The organism is Psychrobacter sp. bablab_jr014, from assembly GCF_016464015.1.
In the GTDB taxonomy this organism is placed as follows: domain Bacteria; phylum Pseudomonadota; class Gammaproteobacteria; order Pseudomonadales; family Moraxellaceae; genus Psychrobacter.
Genome location: NZ_JACDXT010000049.1, coordinates 93742 through 114494, shown reverse-complemented (window position 1 = coordinate 114494; position 20753 = coordinate 93742). Strand labels below are relative to the sequence as shown.

Annotated in this window: 14 protein-coding genes; 10 read left to right on the top strand and 4 right to left on the bottom strand. The window is 49.7% G+C overall.

Annotated elements, in window-relative coordinates; all coding sequences use genetic code 11:
* Positions 1-163 precede the first annotated feature (163 nt).
* The 7 genes from accB (at position 164) to JIE71_RS11290 (ending at position 6244) form a co-directional block, all read left to right on the top strand.
* Positions 164-670, top strand: coding sequence for an acetyl-CoA carboxylase biotin carboxyl carrier protein (gene accB, locus JIE71_RS11320; protein ID WP_199508818.1), 507 nt, complete (start codon positions 164-166; stop codon positions 668-670).
* A gap of 76 nt (positions 671-746) precedes the next feature.
* The gene (gene accC, locus JIE71_RS11315; protein ID WP_199508817.1) at positions 747-2093 is read left to right on the top strand and encodes an acetyl-CoA carboxylase biotin carboxylase subunit; all 1347 of its coding nucleotides are present in this window, start codon (positions 747-749) and stop codon (positions 2091-2093) included.
* A gap of 61 nt (positions 2094-2154) precedes the next feature.
* Positions 2155-2817: a 5-oxoprolinase subunit PxpB gene (gene pxpB, locus JIE71_RS11310; RefSeq protein ID WP_199508816.1), complete on the top strand. Its 663-nt coding sequence runs from the start codon at positions 2155-2157 to the stop codon at positions 2815-2817.
* Between the two features lie 76 nt (positions 2818-2893).
* Positions 2894-3817, top strand: a complete 924-nt coding sequence (locus JIE71_RS11305) for a biotin-dependent carboxyltransferase family protein (protein ID WP_199508815.1) — start codon at positions 2894-2896, stop codon at positions 3815-3817.
* Positions 3807-4553, top strand: coding sequence for a 5-oxoprolinase subunit PxpA (pxpA, locus tag JIE71_RS11300; protein WP_199508814.1), 747 nt, complete (start codon positions 3807-3809; stop codon positions 4551-4553). Before JIE71_RS11305 ends, pxpA begins: the two co-directional genes overlap by 11 nt.
* Before the next feature lie 30 nt (positions 4554-4583).
* Positions 4584-5771, top strand: coding sequence for an NRAMP family divalent metal transporter (locus JIE71_RS11295; RefSeq protein WP_199508813.1), 1188 nt, complete (start codon positions 4584-4586; stop codon positions 5769-5771).
* A 47-nt stretch (positions 5772-5818) separates the two neighbouring features.
* Positions 5819-6244, top strand: a complete 426-nt coding sequence (locus JIE71_RS11290) for an acetyl-CoA carboxylase biotin carboxyl carrier protein (protein ID WP_199508812.1) — start codon at positions 5819-5821, stop codon at positions 6242-6244.
* A gap of 230 nt (positions 6245-6474) precedes the next feature.
* Here the strand turns inward: JIE71_RS11290 and JIE71_RS11285 are convergent, their stop codons facing one another.
* Positions 6475-7344 (bottom strand): hypothetical protein, encoded by an 870-nt coding sequence (locus JIE71_RS11285; protein WP_199508811.1) that lies wholly within the window; start codon positions 7342-7344, stop codon positions 6475-6477.
* 99 nt (positions 7345-7443) lie between these two features.
* Positions 7444-7938 (bottom strand): hypothetical protein, encoded by a 495-nt coding sequence (locus JIE71_RS11280; protein ID WP_199508810.1) that lies wholly within the window; start codon positions 7936-7938, stop codon positions 7444-7446.
* Between the two features lie 459 nt (positions 7939-8397).
* On the opposite strand from JIE71_RS11280, the gene JIE71_RS11275 reads away from it, so the two are divergent.
* The 3 genes from JIE71_RS11275 (at position 8398) to recD (ending at position 19175) form a co-directional block, all read left to right on the top strand.
* On the top strand, positions 8398-12564 hold the full coding sequence (locus tag JIE71_RS11275) for an exodeoxyribonuclease V subunit gamma (RefSeq protein WP_199508809.1): 4167 nt from the start codon (positions 8398-8400) through the stop codon (positions 12562-12564).
* 240 nt (positions 12565-12804) lie between these two features.
* Positions 12805-17013 carry a UvrD-helicase domain-containing protein gene (locus JIE71_RS11270; RefSeq protein ID WP_199508808.1) on the top strand — a complete coding sequence of 1403 codons (4209 nt, stop codon included), beginning with the start codon at positions 12805-12807 and terminating at the stop codon, positions 17011-17013.
* Between the two features lie 50 nt (positions 17014-17063).
* Positions 17064-19175, top strand: coding sequence for an exodeoxyribonuclease V subunit alpha (recD, locus tag JIE71_RS11265; protein WP_228284664.1), 2112 nt, complete (start codon positions 17064-17066; stop codon positions 19173-19175).
* 117 nt (positions 19176-19292) lie between these two features.
* Here recD and JIE71_RS11260 read toward each other — a convergent pair whose 3' ends face one another.
* Both JIE71_RS11260 and JIE71_RS11255 read right to left on the bottom strand, forming a co-directional pair.
* Positions 19293-19856 (bottom strand): hypoxanthine-guanine phosphoribosyltransferase, encoded by a 564-nt coding sequence (locus tag JIE71_RS11260; RefSeq protein ID WP_199508807.1) that lies wholly within the window; start codon positions 19854-19856, stop codon positions 19293-19295.
* Between the two features lie 141 nt (positions 19857-19997).
* A complete protein-coding gene (locus tag JIE71_RS11255; RefSeq protein WP_199508806.1) occupies positions 19998-20675 on the bottom strand; it encodes a hypothetical protein in 678 nt (225 codons plus the stop codon).
* Between the last annotated feature and the right edge of the window lie 78 nt (positions 20676-20753).

The following is a 20753-nucleotide window of genomic DNA, read 5'->3' as shown; positions in this document are numbered from 1 at the left end:
TATTTCGTATTGCCTTTTTTGTCATCTAAAAACTAAAGTCTATGAGTATTAACCGTTGGTCATTTACCGACACGGACTTTTGCGCCTATTTTATAGACAATGTCTACTTGCGCAATCAAGATAAGTAAACGATACCCTTAAAACTAATGGAATAGTGATTGATATGAATATTGATTTTGATAATTTGCAGCGCCTCATTGATATCGCCGAGCGTGCAGACATTCACGCTTTAGAGGTCGTGGATGGTGACGCGCGTATCCATATCGTCTGTCAGGCGGATGGGGCGAGCGCTCATATACCCGCCGCGCCGCACACCCGTACCCGCCAAAATGTATCGCAAAACAGCGCCACTGACAACACTGGTAATGATGCTGACAATACTGACAATGCCACCGCAGACACGCCAGACGCTAGCAATACCCAAACGGCAAAGGACATTACTGCGCCCATGCTCGGCACGTTTTATCGTCGCTCCAGTCCTGATGCCGAGGCGTTTGTTGAAGTAGGTGCAGCGGTCGAGGCGGGGCAGACACTATGCATTATCGAAGCTATGAAAATGATGCACGAGGTCAAGGCAGAAACAACAGGCGTCGTTACTGAAATTTTGGTCGATGATGGCGATATTGTGGAATACGGGCAGGCGCTACTTAAGCTTGAGCCAAACCAATAAGGCGCTCAAGCAGCCAGCCAAATAGTGCTAGGCATTGACGGCTTTAGCAAACACGGATTGTTTAGGAAATAAGGATATGTTCTCAAAAATACTGATCGCCAATCGCGGTGAAATCGCCTTACGCATTATTCGCGCCTGCAAGCAGTTGGGCATTCAAACGGTGATGGTCTATTCTGAGGCGGACAAAGACTCCCTACCTGTGCATCTTGCTGATGAAAAAGTGTGCATCGGTCCTGCCAACGCCACCAAAAGCTATCTAAACCAGCGCGCTATCGTCTCTGCCGCACGATTAACACAAGCGGATGCCATCCATCCAGGCTATGGCTTTTTGTCTGAAAACGCAGACTTTGCAGCGCTGGTCACCGAATCAGGCATCGCGTTTATCGGACCAACGGCGGACAATATCCGCACGATGGGCGACAAGGTTGCCGCCAAGGTGCAGATGATGCGGGCTGGCGTGCCTTGCGTCCCTGGCTCGGACGGCGCGCTGTCTGATGACAGTGAGCAGATACTACAGACCGCGCGCGCGGTGGGCTATCCCGTGATTATCAAGGCAGCAAGCGGCGGCGGCGGGCGCGGTATGCGCGTGGTCGAAAAAGAAGCCAACTTGCTCGCTGCCATTGCCTTGACGCAAACCGAAGCAAAGGCAAACTTCGGTAGCGCCGTGGTGTATATGGAAAAGTACCTCCAGCACCCGCGTCATATTGAGATACAAGTCTTGTCCGACACGCACGGCAATGCCATTTATCTGGGCGAGCGTGATTGTTCCATGCAGCGCCGCCATCAAAAAGTCATTGAAGAAGCGCCCGCACCAGGCATTACCGAGCAGCAGCGCCAAGAGATTGGGCAGGCGTGTGTGACTGCCTGTCAGCAGATGCACTATCGCGGCGCGGGGACGTTTGAGTTTTTATTCGAAGATGGCGAGTTTTATTTTATTGAAATGAATACCCGCGTGCAGGTCGAGCACACCATCACCGAGATGATTACAGGCGTAGATATTGTGCGCGAGCAGATACGCGTGGCGGCAGGCTTGCCACTTGCGCATGCTCAGGCGGACATTCAGCTACAAGGGCATGCCTTTGAATGTCGCATCAATGCCGAAAACGCGCAGACATTTTTGCCCAATGCAGGGCGTATTGACTATTGTCACCTGCCCGCAGGTTGTGGCGTACGTGTGGACAGCCACATTGAGTCAGGCTATCTGGTGCCGCCCGCCTACGACAGCTTGATTGCCAAGATATGCGTACACGACCAGTCACGCGCCGCCGCTATTCAAAAGATGCAAGGCGCATTGGCAGAAGCCAGCATCACAGGCATTGATACCAATATTGGTCTGCATCAGCGTTTGTTTAGCGATAATGGCTTTTGTGATGGACAGATGAGCATTCATTATCTGTCTCAGTGGATACAGGACAATATCTAAAATATCTTCTTATCCCTTATCGCAACCGCCACAAATCGCCGTAAAAAAAGAGAGACACCCCATGAGCTTACCCGCTTTAGAATGGCAAATCGGCAATCAAAACACGCTTATTTTATATTTCCCGCCGCCCATGACTTTGGATAAACAAAAAAAATGCTGGGCGCTCGCGGACATGATCGAGCCGATGGACGATGTGAGCGAAGTCGTCATTGGCATGAATAGCCTAAGCGTCTTTAGTAGCGCAAAGACATGGCGCGCGTTTGAAAACTTGCAAACGCGCCTAAGTACCTTGCTGGATGACATACCTGAGAAGAGCATTAACGGCAAGCATATCGAGATTCCTGTCAACTATGGCGGCAAGTATGGCCCCGACCTTGCCCCGATGGCGCAAGCGCTTGGTATCAGTGTCGAATCTTTGGTGCAGCGCCATACCAGCGCGACTTATACCGTATATTTTATTGGCTTTCAGCCTGGTTTTCCGTATTTGGGCGGCTTGTCCAAGGACTTATATTTTCCGCGTCACGCCACGCCCCGAACCCAAGTGCCCGCAGGCTCAGTCGGTATTGGCGGCGAGCAGACAGGCATTTATCCGTTTGCTTCCCCAGGCGGCTGGCAGCTGCTCGGTCAGACCGACACCGCCTTATTTGACTTGGCAAACGCCTCACCGACATTGTTAACCGCTGGCGATACCTTGTGCTTTCGTGCGCTCGATATTTATGACTAAACAAATCAGCGCACCGCGCCATTGAACACAATAAACCAAGTGCAACGTAAAAGATAAGCATAAAAAGGCAGCAGTTATGAAAGTGTTAACCGTAAATGCACTGAGCAGTATTCAAGACTTGGGGCGATTAGGCTATCGCAGTATGGGCGTTGGTAAAAACGGCGCAATGGATATATGGTCGCTACAGGCGGGCAATGCACTGGTCAAAAACCCCTTAGACACGCCCGCACTAGAGATTGCTATGGGCGGCATGACGCTAGAATTTACCCAAGACACCAGCTTTTGTATCACAGGCGCGCTATACGAAGCCTATCTCGATGATACGCGCATCGCAGGCTATTGGCGCATTCATGCAAAAAAAGGGCAAGTGCTCACGTTGCAGCGTCCGCTTGAGGGGATGTACAGCTATCTGTGCGTGCACGGCGGCTTTGATATTGCGCCGATATTGGCATCCGTCAGTACCAATTTAGCGGCAGGCTTTGGTGGTGCAAAAGGTCGCGCTCTGCAAGCAGACGATGTGTTACCAACCAATAATACTGCCAAGCTACCGATTATTGGCGTGGCGCGGCTGCCAAAGACTGAGCGCATTCGCATTATCAAAAGCAGTGAGTACGCTTGCTTTACAAAGGCAGCGCAAACGGCACTGCTCGAGACGCCATGGCAGCTACAGACCAGCAGCAATCGCATGGGCTCGCGCTTAAAAGGTGACGCAGCGCTTGAGCTGTCCGAGCCACTGCAAATGCCCTCGCACGGCGTCGATATGGGGATGATTCAAGTCCCGCCGCAAGGTCAGCCGATTGTGCTGATGGCAGATGGGCAGACCACAGGTGGCTATCCCAAGATTGCCGCGATTATCAGCGCCGATATTGGGCGAATGGCACAGATGCAGTATGGCAAGGCGTGCCGCTTTGAATTAGTAGACGCTGAGCAGGCGTTTCTTGCCCAGCAACAACGACAACGATATATCCACGAGATACAGGAGTATGCCAATGAACATTGATTTAAATGCCGATGTCGCCGAAGGCTGCGGTCAAGACGACGCCCTGATGCGGATCGTCAGCTCAGCCAATGTCTGCTGTGGGTTACACGCAGGCTCGTACGCCGAAATGCTGGCGACCTTGCAGCTTGCCAAAGCCAACGGCGTCCGCGTCGGCGCGCATCCGAGCTTTTTTGATAGGGACAACTTTGGACGCACCCAGCAAACGCTGAGTGAGGCGGGATACCGCGCGCTGATGGCTTATCAGCTGGGCGCAACCAAGGCGTTGTGTGACTTGGTCGGCGTGTCTTTGGACTACGTCAAGCCACATGGCGCGCTGTACAATCAAGCAGCGGCAGATGCGACGCTCTCCGACATTATCGTCAGCGAAATCAAGCGCTTTGATCCAAGTTTAAAGGTTATGGGGCTCTCAGGCGGACAGCTGGTCGCGGCAGCCAAGCGCCACGGTATGGACGCCATCTCCGAAGTCTTTGCTGACAGAAACTACGAAAAAGACGGCTCTTTAGTGTCACGCAGCAAAGACAATGCGCTCATTACCGATACCGACGCTGCCGTGCGCCACGTCCTACAAATGATTACCGAAGGCACAGTGACCAGCGTTTGCGGAGAGAGTGTATCTGTTGAAGCGGACAGCATCTGTCTACATGGGGATGGCGCGCATGCCATTGCGTTCGCCAAAGAAATCAAAAAACAACTTCAAGACAAGGGCATCAATATCACCGCGCAAGCGACTGCCTAGTGGACTCACCTGCATAAAACAAGGACGTTTATGAGTACCTTAAAAAAACACAATACCGCCATATTGGGCGCGGCATTTTTGATGGCGACCTCTGCCGTTGGGCCAGGGTTTTTGACGCAAACCGCGACCTTTACCGAAAGTCTGCTGGCGAGCTTTGGCTTTGTCATCTTGATTTCTATCATCATGGACATTGGCGTCCAGCTTAATGTCTGGCGCATCGTGGCAGTTTCCAAGATGCGCGCGCAAGAGATTGCCAATAAAGTATTCCCTGGTGTCGGCTATTTGCTTGCCTTTTTGATTATCGCAGGGGGACTTGCGTTTAACATCGGTAATATTGGCGGTGCAGGGCTTGGCATGCAGTCGGTATTTAACATCTCACCGATTACGGGCGCGCTGATTAGTGGTGTCATCGCCGTGGCGATATTCTTGGGTCGCGAGACGGGACCGATTATGGATAAGTTTGCCCAGCTGATGGGTTTTATCCTAATTGTTTTGATTATTTACGTGGTGTTTCAGTCCGAGCCGCCACTTGCCGAAGCGGCGGTACGCACCATTGCGCCTGAAAAGATTGACGCGATGGCGATTGTCACCCTCGTTGGTGGTACGGTCGGCGGCTATATTACTTTCTCAGGCGCGCACCGTTTGCTAGAGGCGGGTGTGACGGGTGAAGAAAACCTAGCCAACGTTACTAGAAGCTCAGTGACAGGGATTTTGGTTGCTTCCGTGATTCGTGTCTTCTTATTCCTTGCTGTGCTTGGCGTGGTCTCACAAGGCTTGACCCTTGACCCTGCAAACCCTGCGATGTCGCCTTTTCAGCATGTACTTGGTAATGTCGGTAAGATTATCTTTGGTATCGTGATTTGGGCGGCTTCTGTGACCTCAGTCATCGGCGCGGCGTATACTTCCGTTTCCTTTATGACCAACTTTCATCCCTTTATCGAGCAGTACAAACGCTACTTTATCATTGGTTTTATCGTCATCTCGACCTTGGTCTTTGCCACCATTGGTAAGCCTGCGCAGATTTTGGTATTGGTCGGTACGCTAAACGGCTTGGTCTTGCCGATTGCCATGATTATCGTTTTGATTGCGGCTTATCGTAAGAACATTATTGGCAACTATCGCCACCCGCTATGGATTGCTGCCTTTGGTTGGTTAATCGCCATTGCCATGAGTGTGCTCAGCGTTATGACCATCGCTAAATACTTAGGTCTAAGCTAAGCTTAATGAGGAATAAAAGCGATAAAGAAAGACAACAGGAGTCTAAGATGGATACAGAACAAGTAAAGCGCGTGGTCGACATGGTCGAGCGCAGTCAACTGCACGAGGTCACGATTGTCGATGGCGCGCAGTCGATTAAAGTGGTGAATACAAGCAAAGCAACCAGCCCAGCAGAGTGCGTAGCTGACAGTCCAGTAAAGTCGCAAGACAACGACGACAGCAACAGTAATAGTACCAGCGGCAAGCAAATCTGCGCGCCGTATGTCGGTATCGTCCACTTGAGTAAAGACGGCGCGACGGAAAATCTCGTGAAAGTTGGCGACACCATTGAGCAAGGACAAACGGTCTGCTACATCGAAGAGCTGACCCGCCTGCTGCCTGTGGTCAGCGAACATGACGGCATCGTCAGTGACGTTTTGGTTGAACATGGTCAAGGTGTGGCGTACGGGCAGGGAGTGTTTAACATTCAGTAAAAGTCAGCCGAAATAAAAAAGGCGACACCCTCAGACCAGACAATGCAAGCAGCATTCGGACAAGTGAGACGGTCACCTTAATAAAAAGATAACCCCTATTGCTGAGGATGGCAATAGGGGTTTTTATTTAACAATCTTTATTTAACAATGAAATGTATGCATGAAGTGAATCTCTTGAAATGACAATGGCTTAAACTGTCTTTAGATATCACGACAAAATATTTGAATGACTAATTCCCATCTTTTAACGCATCCGCGACATCAACCGTTGGTTCTTTATTCTCTGCAACCGTTGGGTTAAACAGCTCATCAATATTTTTTTGATAGCCGTCAATATGTCCGTAGTCGTAGCGTCCCAAAATATCCTGTCCCGCGCTGGACAGCACATAGTTACGGAAGCTGACCGCCGCAGGATTATTGGTCAGCACGATACCTTGAAGCATTTGCTCAGATTGCTTTTTTCTGAGCGCATAGCTAAAGGCGGACAGTTTGCGCGCCTCACTGTTGTTCTTATCCGTGGTGGTGGTCTGCTCTTGTGTGTTGGTGTCTGCACTGTCAGCCTGTGGTTTTTCCGCTTGGCTGACTTCAGTATCGGTAGGTGCGTCTGTTTCTTCTACCGCTTCAGGTGTCGTTAGGTCAGGGTTTTGATGTTGTGTATATTGATTGCGTTGGTCCTGCGCTTGGTTGACGATGTTTTGCAGATGCTCAATTTGTACTTCGGCTAAGGAATTATTTGTCATGATAATATCAGTATCAACCAAATAGTCTTTACTATCTGCATCATTGGTTTGCACGCTAAAAAGCGCCGCCTTGGTCATATAGTCGACGGTGACTTGTATGCTTGGATAACGCGATTCAAAGCGCACAATCAAGTCATTTAGTATGCGCTCTAGTGCTTTATCTGCCTGGATATGTACGCTAGCATTGTATATCGCCTCGCTATCCTTAGCAGACAGCTCATTACTACTGGTATCAGCGATAACTGGTACAGGATTGATATATTTGCGATTATGACTCCATAACCAAGCACACAGTAGGATAAGAACAATAAGTATCAGTAATAAAATACCTATCATGAGTATCTTGTAGTCTTTCATCATAGTTAGTTATCATCTTATCCAAAAAGTAGCCATATTTTGGGCGATTATGACCCATCACACTTATTGTAAATAAGACATATCAATGACAAAAAACTTGTGTTAATGGAATAAATCTTTTTTAAGGTCAGCCAGCATGTCTTCGAATATGTCTTTACTCGTCTGGTTTACAGAAAGGCCGAGTGTATCTGCTGATGTTGCCATATCTTGCTTGGGTTCAGCGTTGTTTTTTGTAAGGCTGGCAAGCGCCTCGTGACTTTCATGCACTGCTAATGGCGATGCGCCTGCCATGACAACTTGTTTGCTCCACTCAAAGCCATGTGTCTCCCACCAGTATTCAAAACGTGACAAAGTAATGCCACGTACCGAGGCGGGCAAATTTAGAGTACGAAGACGATGGGCTAGTACGGGGTCTTTGATGCGTTGGTTGCGACTAAGATAAAGTTCGGTGGTTTTTCCTGTATAGGGCTTGCGTCTAATCCATGAGCTATTGTCTATTTTCATGCGAGGTAATTGCCACAGTGTCCCGCGATCATAAATAATATAGCAGCGCTGTTCTGGATGAACAAAGACAGCATCAATAGGTCGATAAGGCATTGCGTCAACTCCCTTCGTAATCAGATAAAACAACAAAATGAGTGATGCGCTACTTTACGCAAAAAATACTTGACGACACTAGCTGTCGTATAAAACAGCATACGTGTTTTCATAAGTAGTTAATATATTCAATCAGTGGCACACTAGACGTTTACTGCGTCCGTCATCTGCGTTTATGACGTATTATATCAGGTTGTATTATCTCTTCTAAAAAATGACCCGAGAGTTATGTGAATGAAGTGTAATGAAAGTACAACAGTAAGGTTCCTTAGACGCCACATACTTTTCGACTCTTAAACAGTAGGAGTTTTTAAAAGCAAAAGTTTGCTAAGAAATATTTAAAGTTATACCGCTAATTTGACATTTAGAACGCTATCAATCAATTAGAATTGATAGTATTAAGTTTTTTGTGGTGATCAGTAAAAACGCACCCGAATTGATATCAAGAAAAGAGAATTTATGTTTACTATTGTGCAGTCGCATCGCACGGAGCGTCTGGTAGCGCAGCTACTCGCCGCGTATCAGTCTAAAACGCAATCTATTTTTGATAAATTTGTGGTGATTGTGCCCTCGATGGTGCTCGGCGACTGGCTCGATAAGTCGATTGCCAGTCAGGCGGGCATCAGCACCTTATTGACCACGCAGTTTTGGGGACAGTATCAATGGTCACTGATGCAGCAGGTGCTCGGGCGTTACAATACGTGGCTTGCGGCGTCAGGGCGTGAGTCTGAGATGATGGCCGTCCCCGAAGTGCCTGTATTGACAGGGGCGGTGATGCAGTGGCGCTTGTTTGGTTATTTTTCTTATTATCAGCAGCAGATTTTGGCCGATGATAAGCACCCGCTATATGCGCTATTGTCAGGGCTGATTGGTAATAATACCGACCGCAGTCAACAAGACGCGCGCCTGTGGTCATTGGCGACCGATTTTGCGCGCGTGTTTTCGCGCTATTTGACCCATAGACAAGGTTGGCTCGCCCGTTGGGGCGATGATGAGGCGGTCGATGTTGCGGCTATGATTGCCGAAAAAGACGCCTTTAGCAAAAAGTTTGACCCCGAGGCGGGCGACACGCCTGAATGGTTGGTTGCGCATTATACCAGCTTGGAGCTGGCGCAGCGGCATTTGTGGCGGCTGCTGTTTGCGGCGGTCTACGAGCATCGGGCAGCGATTGAGACGCGTTTTTGGTCGGTGCTTGAGCAGCATTGGCAAGACGATAGTGCTGGGCTTTCCTTAGCAAATGCCTTACCTGACAAGCTGCATATTTTTACCATTCAGCAGCTGCCGCAAGCAGAACTGGACTTTTTGCAGCGGCTCTCGTTGTATATGGACATCACTTTATTGCACTACAATCCGAGCCAGCTGTTTTGGGCAGATATCGTCGATAAGCAGTGGCTACAGCGCCAGCAGGTGATTAATCCAAACAGTGTGTTTTTACGCGATTATGGGCATACCTTGCTGTCGCGACTGGGCAAGCAGTCACGCGAGACCTTTGCCATGCTGGCAAGTTTGTCGGGCAATGCTTATCAAGAGGCGTTTCAACTTGAATGGCAAGACCGCTTTGAGGCGCTAGAGGGCGAGAGTGAAAATGATGCGCAGGCACTTCAAGACGCGTTTGATGAGCCGCAAACTTTATTGGCGCATTTGCAACAAGACATCTTGATGCTCGATGAGGCGTCCACGCAGCAGACCACGCGCGGGCGCCTGAGTGCGGCACTCGGTGAGCAGATGGCGCTGGATTTGGACACAGCAGGCACAAATGTACAGGACGATGCGTGGTATAGCGACCTCAGCAACAAGCATTATCAGCAGGCGCGTCCGTGGCGGCTGGCGCATTATGATAATAGCCTAAGCATTCATTCTTGCCACAATTTACAGCGTCAGCTTGAGGTACTGCGCGGGATGATTGGACATTGGCTAAACGACACCAATCCTGATGGCAGCACGCGTCACTTATCCGACATTGTGGTGTTGTTGCCTGATGTCGAGCGCCATCACGATTTGATTAATTCGGTGTTTGTCGCGGGCGTAGGGCAAGACGGTTTGCATCTACCCGCCAAAATTACGGGTGTGGTCGATAAGTCGATTCGTCAGCTGTGGGAAGCCATCAGCGGCTTTTATAAGCTGCTGGATGGCAATGCGGCGCGTTTTGAGGCGGCGACGGTGCTTGATTGGCTGATGCTGCCGCCGCTATATGAGAGCCTCGGACTGACACACGAGCAGATGAGCCGTGGTTGTGAGCTTTTATTGGCGTCAGGTTTTGTGCGCGGTTTTGATGAGGCGCATTTGCAGGCAAGCCTTAGCCCGCAAGATTATGACTACCGTTTTAGCTTTAGCTATACGCTCGATAAGCTCACGCTTGGGCTGATTATGCCTGATGCACCGATGAGTGATTGCTTATACCCAAATGATTGGCAAGCGGGTGTACTGCCCGAAAAGACTGTACCTGCGCCTGCGATTAGCCTTAGTGATGCGCCCATTATCGAAGCGCTGTGCCGCGTGCATCAGGGTTTGGAAAAATGCCGCTACAGCCATGAGGTAAGACACCGCGCCGAAGAGTGGCTTAACAATATTGAAAATGACATCATTCATCCGTATTTTGGCGAGCTGGATCAGACGCGCGCCATGCGGGCGATTTTTAATGCGATGAATAGCTTTAAGAGCAGCTTGCGCGCCAACCGCCATTACCAGCGCTATCACGGTCACGCGCCGCAGCAGGACAGCAATGCCAGCGAAGTGGAGGCGCGCCTATCACAGGTGAGCAGCTTGCCGCTAAAGCTCAGCTTTATGCTGGATAGCATTGAGTCGGCGCTCGAGAGCCAGCAGGTCAGTGCCGAGCCGACAGGGGTGATTACCTTTGGGCGCTTTGGTGCGCTCAGAAACGTCCCCTTTGGGCTGGTGGTGATGCTCAATATGGACCTGTCCGAATTTCCGAACCGCGACCGTGACAACCGCTATGACTTGATGAAAGCAGGTCTTGCCGAGCGCGGCGACCGCTTTAGCGAAGACGATGACAATGGCGCATTTTTGGACGCGCTTTTGTGTGCGCGTAGTGCGTGCTGGATTTTTTACAACGGTCAGCGCCTAACCGACAATCATGAGCACCTGCCCGCCAACCCTGTCAGCGAGCTGCTACAGTTTTTGCAAGGGGAGGTGCAGTGGCAATGGCAGCCGCTTGCCGAAGCAAAAGACAATAACGACACGGCTTTACAAGTTAAATTGCAACGGCAAATGCCCAAATTGATTGAGTCTTGGCTGGTCACTGAGCACCCCGCGTTGCCCTTTGATGCACGTATCTTTATTGATGATGCTACGGAATCTGGGACAGAAACGCCGCAAGATGACACGATTGTGCCGATGCTGCACGAGGCCATGCGTAAAGAAAAGCGCGCACAGCAGCGCAGCGTTGCCCCTGCGCCTGTATGGCGTGAGGTGTTTGACCGTCTGCACCATAGCGCAAAGGGTGGCTGGCAAAACATCAGCCTACTGACCCCAAGCGACTATCAAACGCTTGCGCAGGCATTATCTAGCGCCGCGCCAATGGCACAAACACTGCCACACAGCCCAGCGCCTACCGATATGGCGCACCTGTATCGCCAAGTGCGCCACCCGATGAAGCACTTCTTAAAAGCGCAAAATATCCATATCGTCGAGTCTGTCGCCGAGGGCGCGACCCAAGAGCATTTGTCGCTATCACCGCTGCACGCCTATCAGATCAATCAGCAGCTGCTCTTATCCGAAGCCAGCAGTGCTCAGGATGTCTCCAGCATTCAGCCGCTATTGTACGATGCCATCATGCCTGCGGGCGTGGCGCGCTATTCTAGCCTTGACTATCAGCAGCAGCGTATCAAACGCCAATGTCAAAATTTTTACCAAGCGCTGCTTGAGGCAGGTATCCACATACCCACACAACAGAATAGCCTAAGCAAATTAGAAATACAAACAAAAGCACCCACATGGCTCACGCCCTGCTCAGAGCAAATTATTGTCTTAAACGACAACAATACACGCATCGCGCTAAAAGGCGATATTCCATCAGGCAGCACCGATGACACTATTCATAATCCTCCCAAATTATGGCTAAAAGTCCTACCCAATACCGCTCGCGCGCCGCATCTGCTGTGGCTTTGGCTGATGCATCTGTATTGGCAAGTCGCAAGACAAACCAGCGCCGCGCAAGTAGCGGTAGAAGATGGTAAAAGTATTTGGTGCTTTCATAAAGGCACAGAAGCATTTACTAAATTTAAAAAGGCGACCAATTTTGTGTTGCCGCCGATTGAGTCGGAGGAAGCACGCGCCGAGTTGTTAAAATGGCTACACTTTGCGCAAATGACCGCGCAGCTGCCGATTGTCCTGATGCCGCGTGATGCGCTGACCTATATTGACAAGAGCGCGGATGAGATAATGGGCGATTATCAGCCCAAATCCGCCGACTTTAAAAAATGGCTGGGCACGGACAGTTGGGGCAGTGACAGCAATCCTGCCGAATATGACGACTGCGCATGGCATCCTTTATGGCAATATGTACTCCAAGACACCTCGCCATTTGCGGCATTAAAAGACGCACTGTTAACATTGGCAGAGCCGCTTTTTGCCCCCATGTACCGTCGTTTAACGCCCTTGTCTTAGGGCATGTCTTTCATTCAAATGTTAATCACTAAATGGGCTAAAAATGGCTAAATTTTGCCAAACATCGTCAAATAGCTTATCAATATCTCGATATTAACGGCGCTATTTTCCTTGTTTGACCGCAATTTATCTCATTTTTATCACCATTTTTGAAACGAAGACACGCCCTAACTTTTAAAGTTTTATACGCACTGTTTGCTGTTGTGTTTGTTCTTATTTTTATTAAAAAAGCGATACCTTATGCCCGATACTGTTGTTACCCCAAAGACGCCTGATGAGCAGCTGCCGCCTGCGCTGCGTGTGCCATTGCATGGGCGCTATCTGATTGAGGCATCGGCAGGGACGGGCAAAACATGGACGCTGACGGGTATCGTGCTGCGCCTGCTTATCGAAGCCAAGCGCGCGCCTGAGCATATCATTGCTACTACCTTTACCCGCGCTGCGGCTGCCGAGATGCGCGAGCGTATTCATGCGCGGCTGGTGGATTTTTATCAGCTGCTGCAATGGGTGCAAAAGCTTGCTGCCCAGCCTGAGCAGCGTATGCAGATTTATCCGCAGTATGCTTTTGATGCTGCGTCTGAGCAGACAAAAGCCGACAAAGACAATAGTGATAATAAGAAAAGCCGCCCTGATACCGCACTGACCGATGCCATGCGTCAGCAGCGCCGCGACTGGCTACACCAGCAAGCAGATGGACTGGGTGTGGCGGACTTGATTAAAGACCCCATTAATGACTATTTGCTCAGCTACTTACTCGACAGAACGGCGAGCTATCCACTGACCGAAGCCATTCGCCGCTGCGCGCTCGTATTGACCACATTGGACAAATTGTTTGTGAATACGCTTGATAGCCTTGCACAAAAATGGCTGTCTGAATATAGCGCCGAGACGGGGCATCAGGTCGGCATGGCGATTAGTGAGCGCGAAGATGCGGTAATTGAGAGCATTATTCACGATGAGATACGCGCCTTTCAAAGCCAGCTGTATCACGACAATCGCCCCGTGTACGACTTATTACAACATACCCGCCAGTTGACCACCGTCGCTGACCATCTGAATGTCGCCAAAAAAGCGCTACAGCATTTAACCTTGCCCATCACGCCTGTGATGGACTTGCCTGAGGTTGATTTTAATGGGTATCAAAAGACGCTACAGGCATTTAAAACTTGTGATTTAACAGACGTCGAGCCGTATTTTGATAAGGACTACCGTAAGACGCAAGGCTTTAATGCGCGGGCAACCCTTGGCACTAAGGTAGATACCATTTACGAGATTCAATCGGCGGTAGACAAGGGCAATACGACCTTTTTTACCCTGCTAGAGGGCGATGCGCAAAAGTTTTTTGAAGCTGTGCCATTTGCGTTTTTGAGTAAAGAAGAGGGTGGCAAAGGTTTTAATAACAACAAAGACACCGAGCGCTTGGCATTTATTAACATCGATGCTATTAAACTTTTAAACAAACTGCACGTTTATACCGCGCAGATTGACCAATATTTAAGACTGCTGCTCGATACGCTCAATCGCAATATTGCCCTACGCGTGCGTGAGCGTTTGCCAATGCTGCTAGAGGCAGCAGGCGAGACCACCTTTGGGTTACAAATGCTGCGCCTGAACCAAGCCTTGGCGGGTATCGAGGGTGCACGGCTGGCGCGTTATATTCGCCATCATTACCCTGTGGCGCTGATTGATGAGTCGCAGGATATCAATACCGAGCAGGCAAAGATGATTGAGCGCATCTATATGCCTGACAGTGCGCTGCCTGAGCATTTGGATGTGCAAGGCAGACGCAATTTTTTACTACTCGTCGGTGACCCAAAGCAGGCGATTTATGGCTTTCGTGGTGGCGATGTCGCCAACTATAACCAAATCAAAACCAAATTTGCACCCGCGCACCGCATGAGCCTCGATATCAACCGCCGCTCAAACGCGCAGATGATTGAGTCATTAAACCATTGGTTCGGACAGCCGAGCGCAGAGCCGACGACTGCGCCCAATACGCTTGCCGCATTGGGACACAACATCGAATACCAATACATCACCGCTGCCAACCCTGAGAGCAACGCCTCTTGGCACCAGCCCGATGCGGTCGTGTCTGAGTCACTGCGCGGTATGACCTCAACAGAGGCGGTGACCATTTTGCACGTACCGCACAACGACGAAGACAACGACAGCCACGATTACGCCAGCCTAACTGCACATCATATCGCCGCCTTATTAGCAAGCAATCCGCAGCTCAAAGGGCGCGCCTTACGTCCAAGCGACATTGCTGTATTGGGACGCGCCAAAAAAGACTTGCAAGCGGTCGAAAAGGTGCTGCACGATTTGGGCGTTGATGCGCTGGTGACGACTGAGGACAGCGTCTTTAGCACCGTGATTGCCGAGGATATTTTGGTGCTGCTCGAAGCCCTCTTGCGCCCGCAGCGCCGCGACATTATCAATCGCTTATTGACCAGTCATTTTTATCAGCTGAGCCTAAAACAAGCGCAAGCCCTGATTGACAGCGGTGACGAGACCGCCACGACCGATGGCGACAGCGATTTAAAGGCGTATTATCAAAAGCTGCAAAGTGATTTAAAGCGTGCCGCCATCTATTGGCAGCACAGCGGCGTGTTGTCGGCGCTGCATTATATCTTGGGGCGCAATGCCTTAATGGCACTGCAAGCACCCGAAACCCAAGCCAAGAGCCTATGGACGGCGCTGGCGGGGACGACCGAGGGCACGCGTCATCTCATGGACTTGCGCCATATCATGGATATTTTGGCGCAATATGCAATGCACTTGGGTGAATACGAGCTATTACAGTGGTATAAAAAACAGATGAGCCAAGGCGGCGTGCCTGATTGGGCAAAGCAGCAGCCACTACCGACCGCATCAGGCGTACAGCTGATGACCATGCATAAGTCTAAGGGGCTAGAGTTTCCTGTGGTGTATGCGCTCGGACTCGATAAGAGCATCTATCGCAATACTAAAAAAAATACGCATGCGCTGTATTTGTACGACCATGACATTAGCGTCAATCAGACGGACTATCAAGACCAGCCGCACACCGAACGCCGCCTGTCGGCAAGTAAGCACAAATACCAAGCCATCACAGGCGCAATGGGGCAAGAAAACTACTTTTCGGACGTTGAAGCAAAAGAGGCAATGGATGAAATGCGCCGCCTGACCTATGTGGCGATGACCCGTGCCAGTGAGCAGCTGTTTGTAGTGATTACCGATGCGAAGACCAAACACGGACTGGATGACAAGCCCTTACGCACCTGGCTCGACTGCCTTGATACGCCTGAGCACACTTTGCCTGAGCGTTTAACGCCATATATTGGCTGGCTGTCACACGATGTGCTAAAAGACGCGATAGACACGGTATTACAAAGCAGCCAAGCGCTCATGCCAGCGTCCGATAGTGAGCCAAACCCTGCCCAAGAGGCGCAGTATATCGACTATCGCGCCGCCGAAGCCCAACGCCAACAGCACTATTTTCAGGGGTGGACCAAGACCAGCTTTACCGCCCTAGCACGTCAGTTGACCGAGCAAAGTCATGACCTTGCGGTCTTTGATGATGCGATTGAAGACGATTTGGTCAGCAGCCCCATGCGTGTCAATGAATCTAAGCAGGCAGGTGCGGCGGAGGACATCCGCTTTAGCTTTGTTAAAGGGGCAAATGCGGGGACATTTTTGCACCAAGTGCTCGAAAAAATCGACTTTGACCAGCCGCAAACGTGGTCGGCAGTGATTGACCAAGGCATTCGCCAATATCAGCTGCCCAACCAGTACCTGTCTACCCCGCAAACTACGCCGCGACAGTCAAATGAGGGTACGTCCGCCACTGACGATGCGCCACTATCGCCGCAACATATCTCCTTAAAGGACTGGCTGGCAAGCATTTTAGACGCACCGCTGTTGGCCTCAGGGCAACCGCTACACGCTATCGCCCCGCATCAGCGCATGGCGGAGCTTGGGTTTAACATGGGTTTGGCAGCCAGCTTTAACACCGAGCAGCTTAATGAGATTTTTGCAGCGCACTTGCCCAATGACCCTGACAAGCATATCAATCTAAGCGCAGCCCCGATAGCGCACATCTACCGCTATTTACGCGGCGAGATAGATTTGGTCTACGCTCATGCAGGCAAGTATTATGTCGTGGATTATAAGAGTAACTATCTGGGCGCGAATGATGCAAGCTACGAGCCAGAGCAGCTTAAAATTGCCATGAGTCATGCAGGCTATTGGCTACAGGCAGCCATTTATCAAGTCGCGCTGCACCGCTTATTAAAGCTGCGAATTAGCGATTATCAAGGCAATGAAGCGCAGTATCTTGGCGCGGTGGAGTATCTGTTTTTGCGCGGTATCGGTCAAGGCGCGCAGGCGGGATATGGGCGCATCACGTGGGACATTCCTGTTGCTTTGGTGCTCGCATTGGATGCGTTTTTTGGCTTGCCCAATCGGTAGGGATAAAAAAACACGCCGCCGTTTTTGGTTTTATTGATTAAGGATAGATTATGAGTACGTCGCCCTTTGACATGACATTACGCCCAAGTGCTGGCGCTGAGCCTAGCGATGACAGCCGCTGGGCGATGACGGTGAGCGAGTATCTCATTCAGCGCCGCCTAAAGACCCATACCGCCTATCAGCGTCAGCGTACCCATGCGCCGATTGATGATACACAGAGTAAAGCCGAGCAGGGGACAGCGGATCTGTTTACGGCGCTGTTCGTGCTACTGATTCAGCGGCTGGAGGAGGGACACACGGTCTTGACGCTGACGGCAGACCATGCATGGCAACAGCAGCTCCTAGAAGCCATGGTGCGTCCGCTGCTAGACTGTTTGCCACCTGCGTCTGACGCCGACGATACGCCATTAACACTGGCAACGTTTTTGACCGATGATACGCACTGGAAAGCAGCATTGTGGCAGCTGTCCTTGCCTGCTTATCAAAAAGACAGCCTTACCGCTCGTTATTACAGTAGCGCTGAGCTGTATAATGTCTTCCAAAAAATAAACCAAACAGACACTAATGAAAATAGCCTAAGTAAATTAAAAAATCTAATAAAAACTAACCCATTTATACAGGAAAATAATAAGAAAAATACCAACAACACGCCCATTATTTATCATTGGCAAAAAGATAGCCAAACGCTTACCCTTTGGCTACAACGTGCATGGCAAGCAGAGCATGACCTTGTCGCACATGTCATGCGTATTAAAGCGCAGCGCGTACAGCCTCTTGATATTGATCCCAACCCGCTACTAAATACCGAGCAGCAAAGCGCTATTGATATGGCAAACCACTCGGCGCTGAGCATCATCACAGGTGGACCAGGGACGGGGAAGACCTTTACCGTCGCGCAGCTGGTGATGGCATTACAAAGCGGGCAGGAGGCAGAGAACAGGTTAGGCGACGCGCCCAATTTGGCTTTGGCAGCACCCACAGGGAAGGCGGCGCAGCGGATGCAAGAGTCACTACAGGCAGCGATTGAGCAAGCAGGCATTGATATGCAGCTGCCCGAAGCCAAGACCATTCACCGCTTGCTAGGCATCGGGCAGGGTGGACGCGCGCGCTATCATCAAGACAACCCACTGGGCGAAGATATTATCATCGTCGATGAAGCCTCGATGCTTGGGGTGGAGCTTGCAAAAGACTTGGTACGTGCCGTAAAAGCGGGTGCGCGTTTGATACTGCTTGGTGATGCCAATCAACTTGCCGCTGTCGATGCAGGCGCGGTGCTCGCTGACTTGTGCCGCGTTCCTGCATTGCAAGACGTCCATCAGGCGCTTAGTATCAGTCGCCGTTTTGATGACGAATCAGGCATTGGGCGGCTTGCGCGCTTTATTAATACTGAAAACAAAGCCCCGCAAGGCGTTTGGAATATCATTAATACCCAAGACAGTCTTGAATTCTATCCTTTATATCAAGGTATTTCTGATATAAATAGCCTAAGTAAAATTAAATTTCTAAAATTAATTTCATCTAAATATTCAAATTATTTTAAAAAAACTAATAATATTAGACTAGATAAATTAAAAGCGAAATCCATACCAAATTCAGAGGCGCTTGTTTTTGCAAGCCAGCTAATGGCTGTATTGGGTGAATATAAGATACTTACTGCAGGACATCATGGCAGTTGCGGCGATCATCATATCAATCAATATCTAACCCAGCAGCATAAAGAGGCGCTACAGCTGCCACTATCAAAGTCTGAGTGGTATCACGGCAGACCTGTGATGGTGCTGCAAAACAATTATGAGCTGGGATTATTTAACGGTGATATTGGTGTGTGCTTGGAGACAGAGCGCGGACGCTTGCAGGTGTTTTTTGAGGGTAAGGGGCAGGGTATTGCCGTAAATATGATGAGCGATGATATGGTCACAACGGCCTATGCCATGACCATCCATAAGTCACAAGGTTCAGAATTTACGCATGTGGCGATTGCCTTTGATGATCAGCACACGCGCTTACTCAGCCAAGAGCTGATCTATACCGCTGTGACGCGCGCCAAAAAGCAGGTCTCGATATTTAGTACGCTATCGGCATTTGAATATGCGCTGGGTACACCAACCATTCGCCAGACAGGGCTGTCTTTGCAATTTGCAAGCGCGGATACTGAGGCATAGATTTTTCTATATTTGGTCGTGTTCTTTATTAAGCATATAAAAACAGTGACATAAAAAAAGCATCCTCGCGTGGGGATGCTTTTTTTGATAACGTTTCAGCTAATTTATCTAAAACAATTATACTTTGTCTTCTTTAATCGCGTAGATGCCTGGTAAGTGGCGTAAGTAACCATGGAAGTCCATGCCGCAGCCATAAACGTAACGGTCAGCAACTTCGATACCCACAAAATCAACATCAAAATCAGGAACTTTGCGGTCGTGGATTTTGTTTAGTAGTACGCATGAGTTGATAGAGAGTGGCTTTTCTTTACCCAACTCTTCAACAACGGCTTTTAGGGTAATGCCTTCATCAAAAATATCATCAATCAAAAGCACGTGCTCGCCTTCGATGTTGACATCAGGCTTGAACTTCCAGTTTAGCTCGTTCGTGCCTTGGTTGTCGCGGTAACGAGAGGCGTGGATGTAGTGCATGCGATGGTAGAACGTCAGTTGTGTAAGCAATTGACCTGCTGGAATCAATCCACCATTCATAACGACCATGACAATCGGGTTTAGCCCCGCATAAGACAAGTTTAGCTGAGCGGCCAAACGCTCATAAGCGGCGGCAACTTCGATGCTGCTGATAAGGCATTCTGAGTTGCGGAGCGTTTTTTCGATTTCTTGGTTGCTGATTTGGGTCATAGGATGCGCCTTTTATAAAAAGTGCTGCGTATTTTAGCAAGTTTTTGTGTATTTGCCCAACAGTGCAGTAGACTTTTCTTATCAATTATTAGACGTGCAAGTCAATATGTACAAGCCGTACAGCCCAATGGATACTTTGTGTTATTCAGCATTGTCTGGTATTTCAATAAAGTAGGGGCGATAAAACTGCGCCAAACGATTGACTCCGTCATTAGGCAGCTGGGGCAACAATCGATTGAGCGCGATGCCCACACCTTTATCAATCGCTGCTTTGGTCACAGGAATAGCGCGGCGTTTAATCATGCCAAGCTTGAGCGTTTGGGTAAAACGGGTCATGAAGTGATACATGGCCGCATCGCTCATGGTAATCAGTGCTTGCTTAAAATCTGCCAAGTCTACATGGTCATCGCTGACAGCATCAAACCCTTTGTGAATCGTTTGTACTTGCGCGTCAGTCAGCTGAAAACCCACGCGGCGCTTGCCGTCATTATCAATAAACATGGTTTCATTTTCTAAAAAATAGAAGCTGGGCAGAATGTCTTCGTTACTGTCTTTGCCAAGCAGCACCTTGAGCATGGATTCGGTTGAGCGCTCGATGGTGGTGGCAATTTTGTCCATTGCGGCTTTGCGCTCAGGATTGGGCGTGGTCTGTACCAAGCGCACCAAAAAGTTGTCATTCAGCTCGCGCGCAATTTGCTGCACCAGTGCATTGCGGTAGGGGTAATAATCCACGTCTGCTTTGGTATAGATAATATGCTCGGCTTCATCAATCATGTTGGAGAGTTTTTGAGAAGGAATGAATCCAAAATAATGCGCCATTGTCCTGCCTTTTTTAAATAAGTTTTGTTATGTTTTTAACGCTATTTTTATAAATAATAGCGTGCTGCAATCACACCT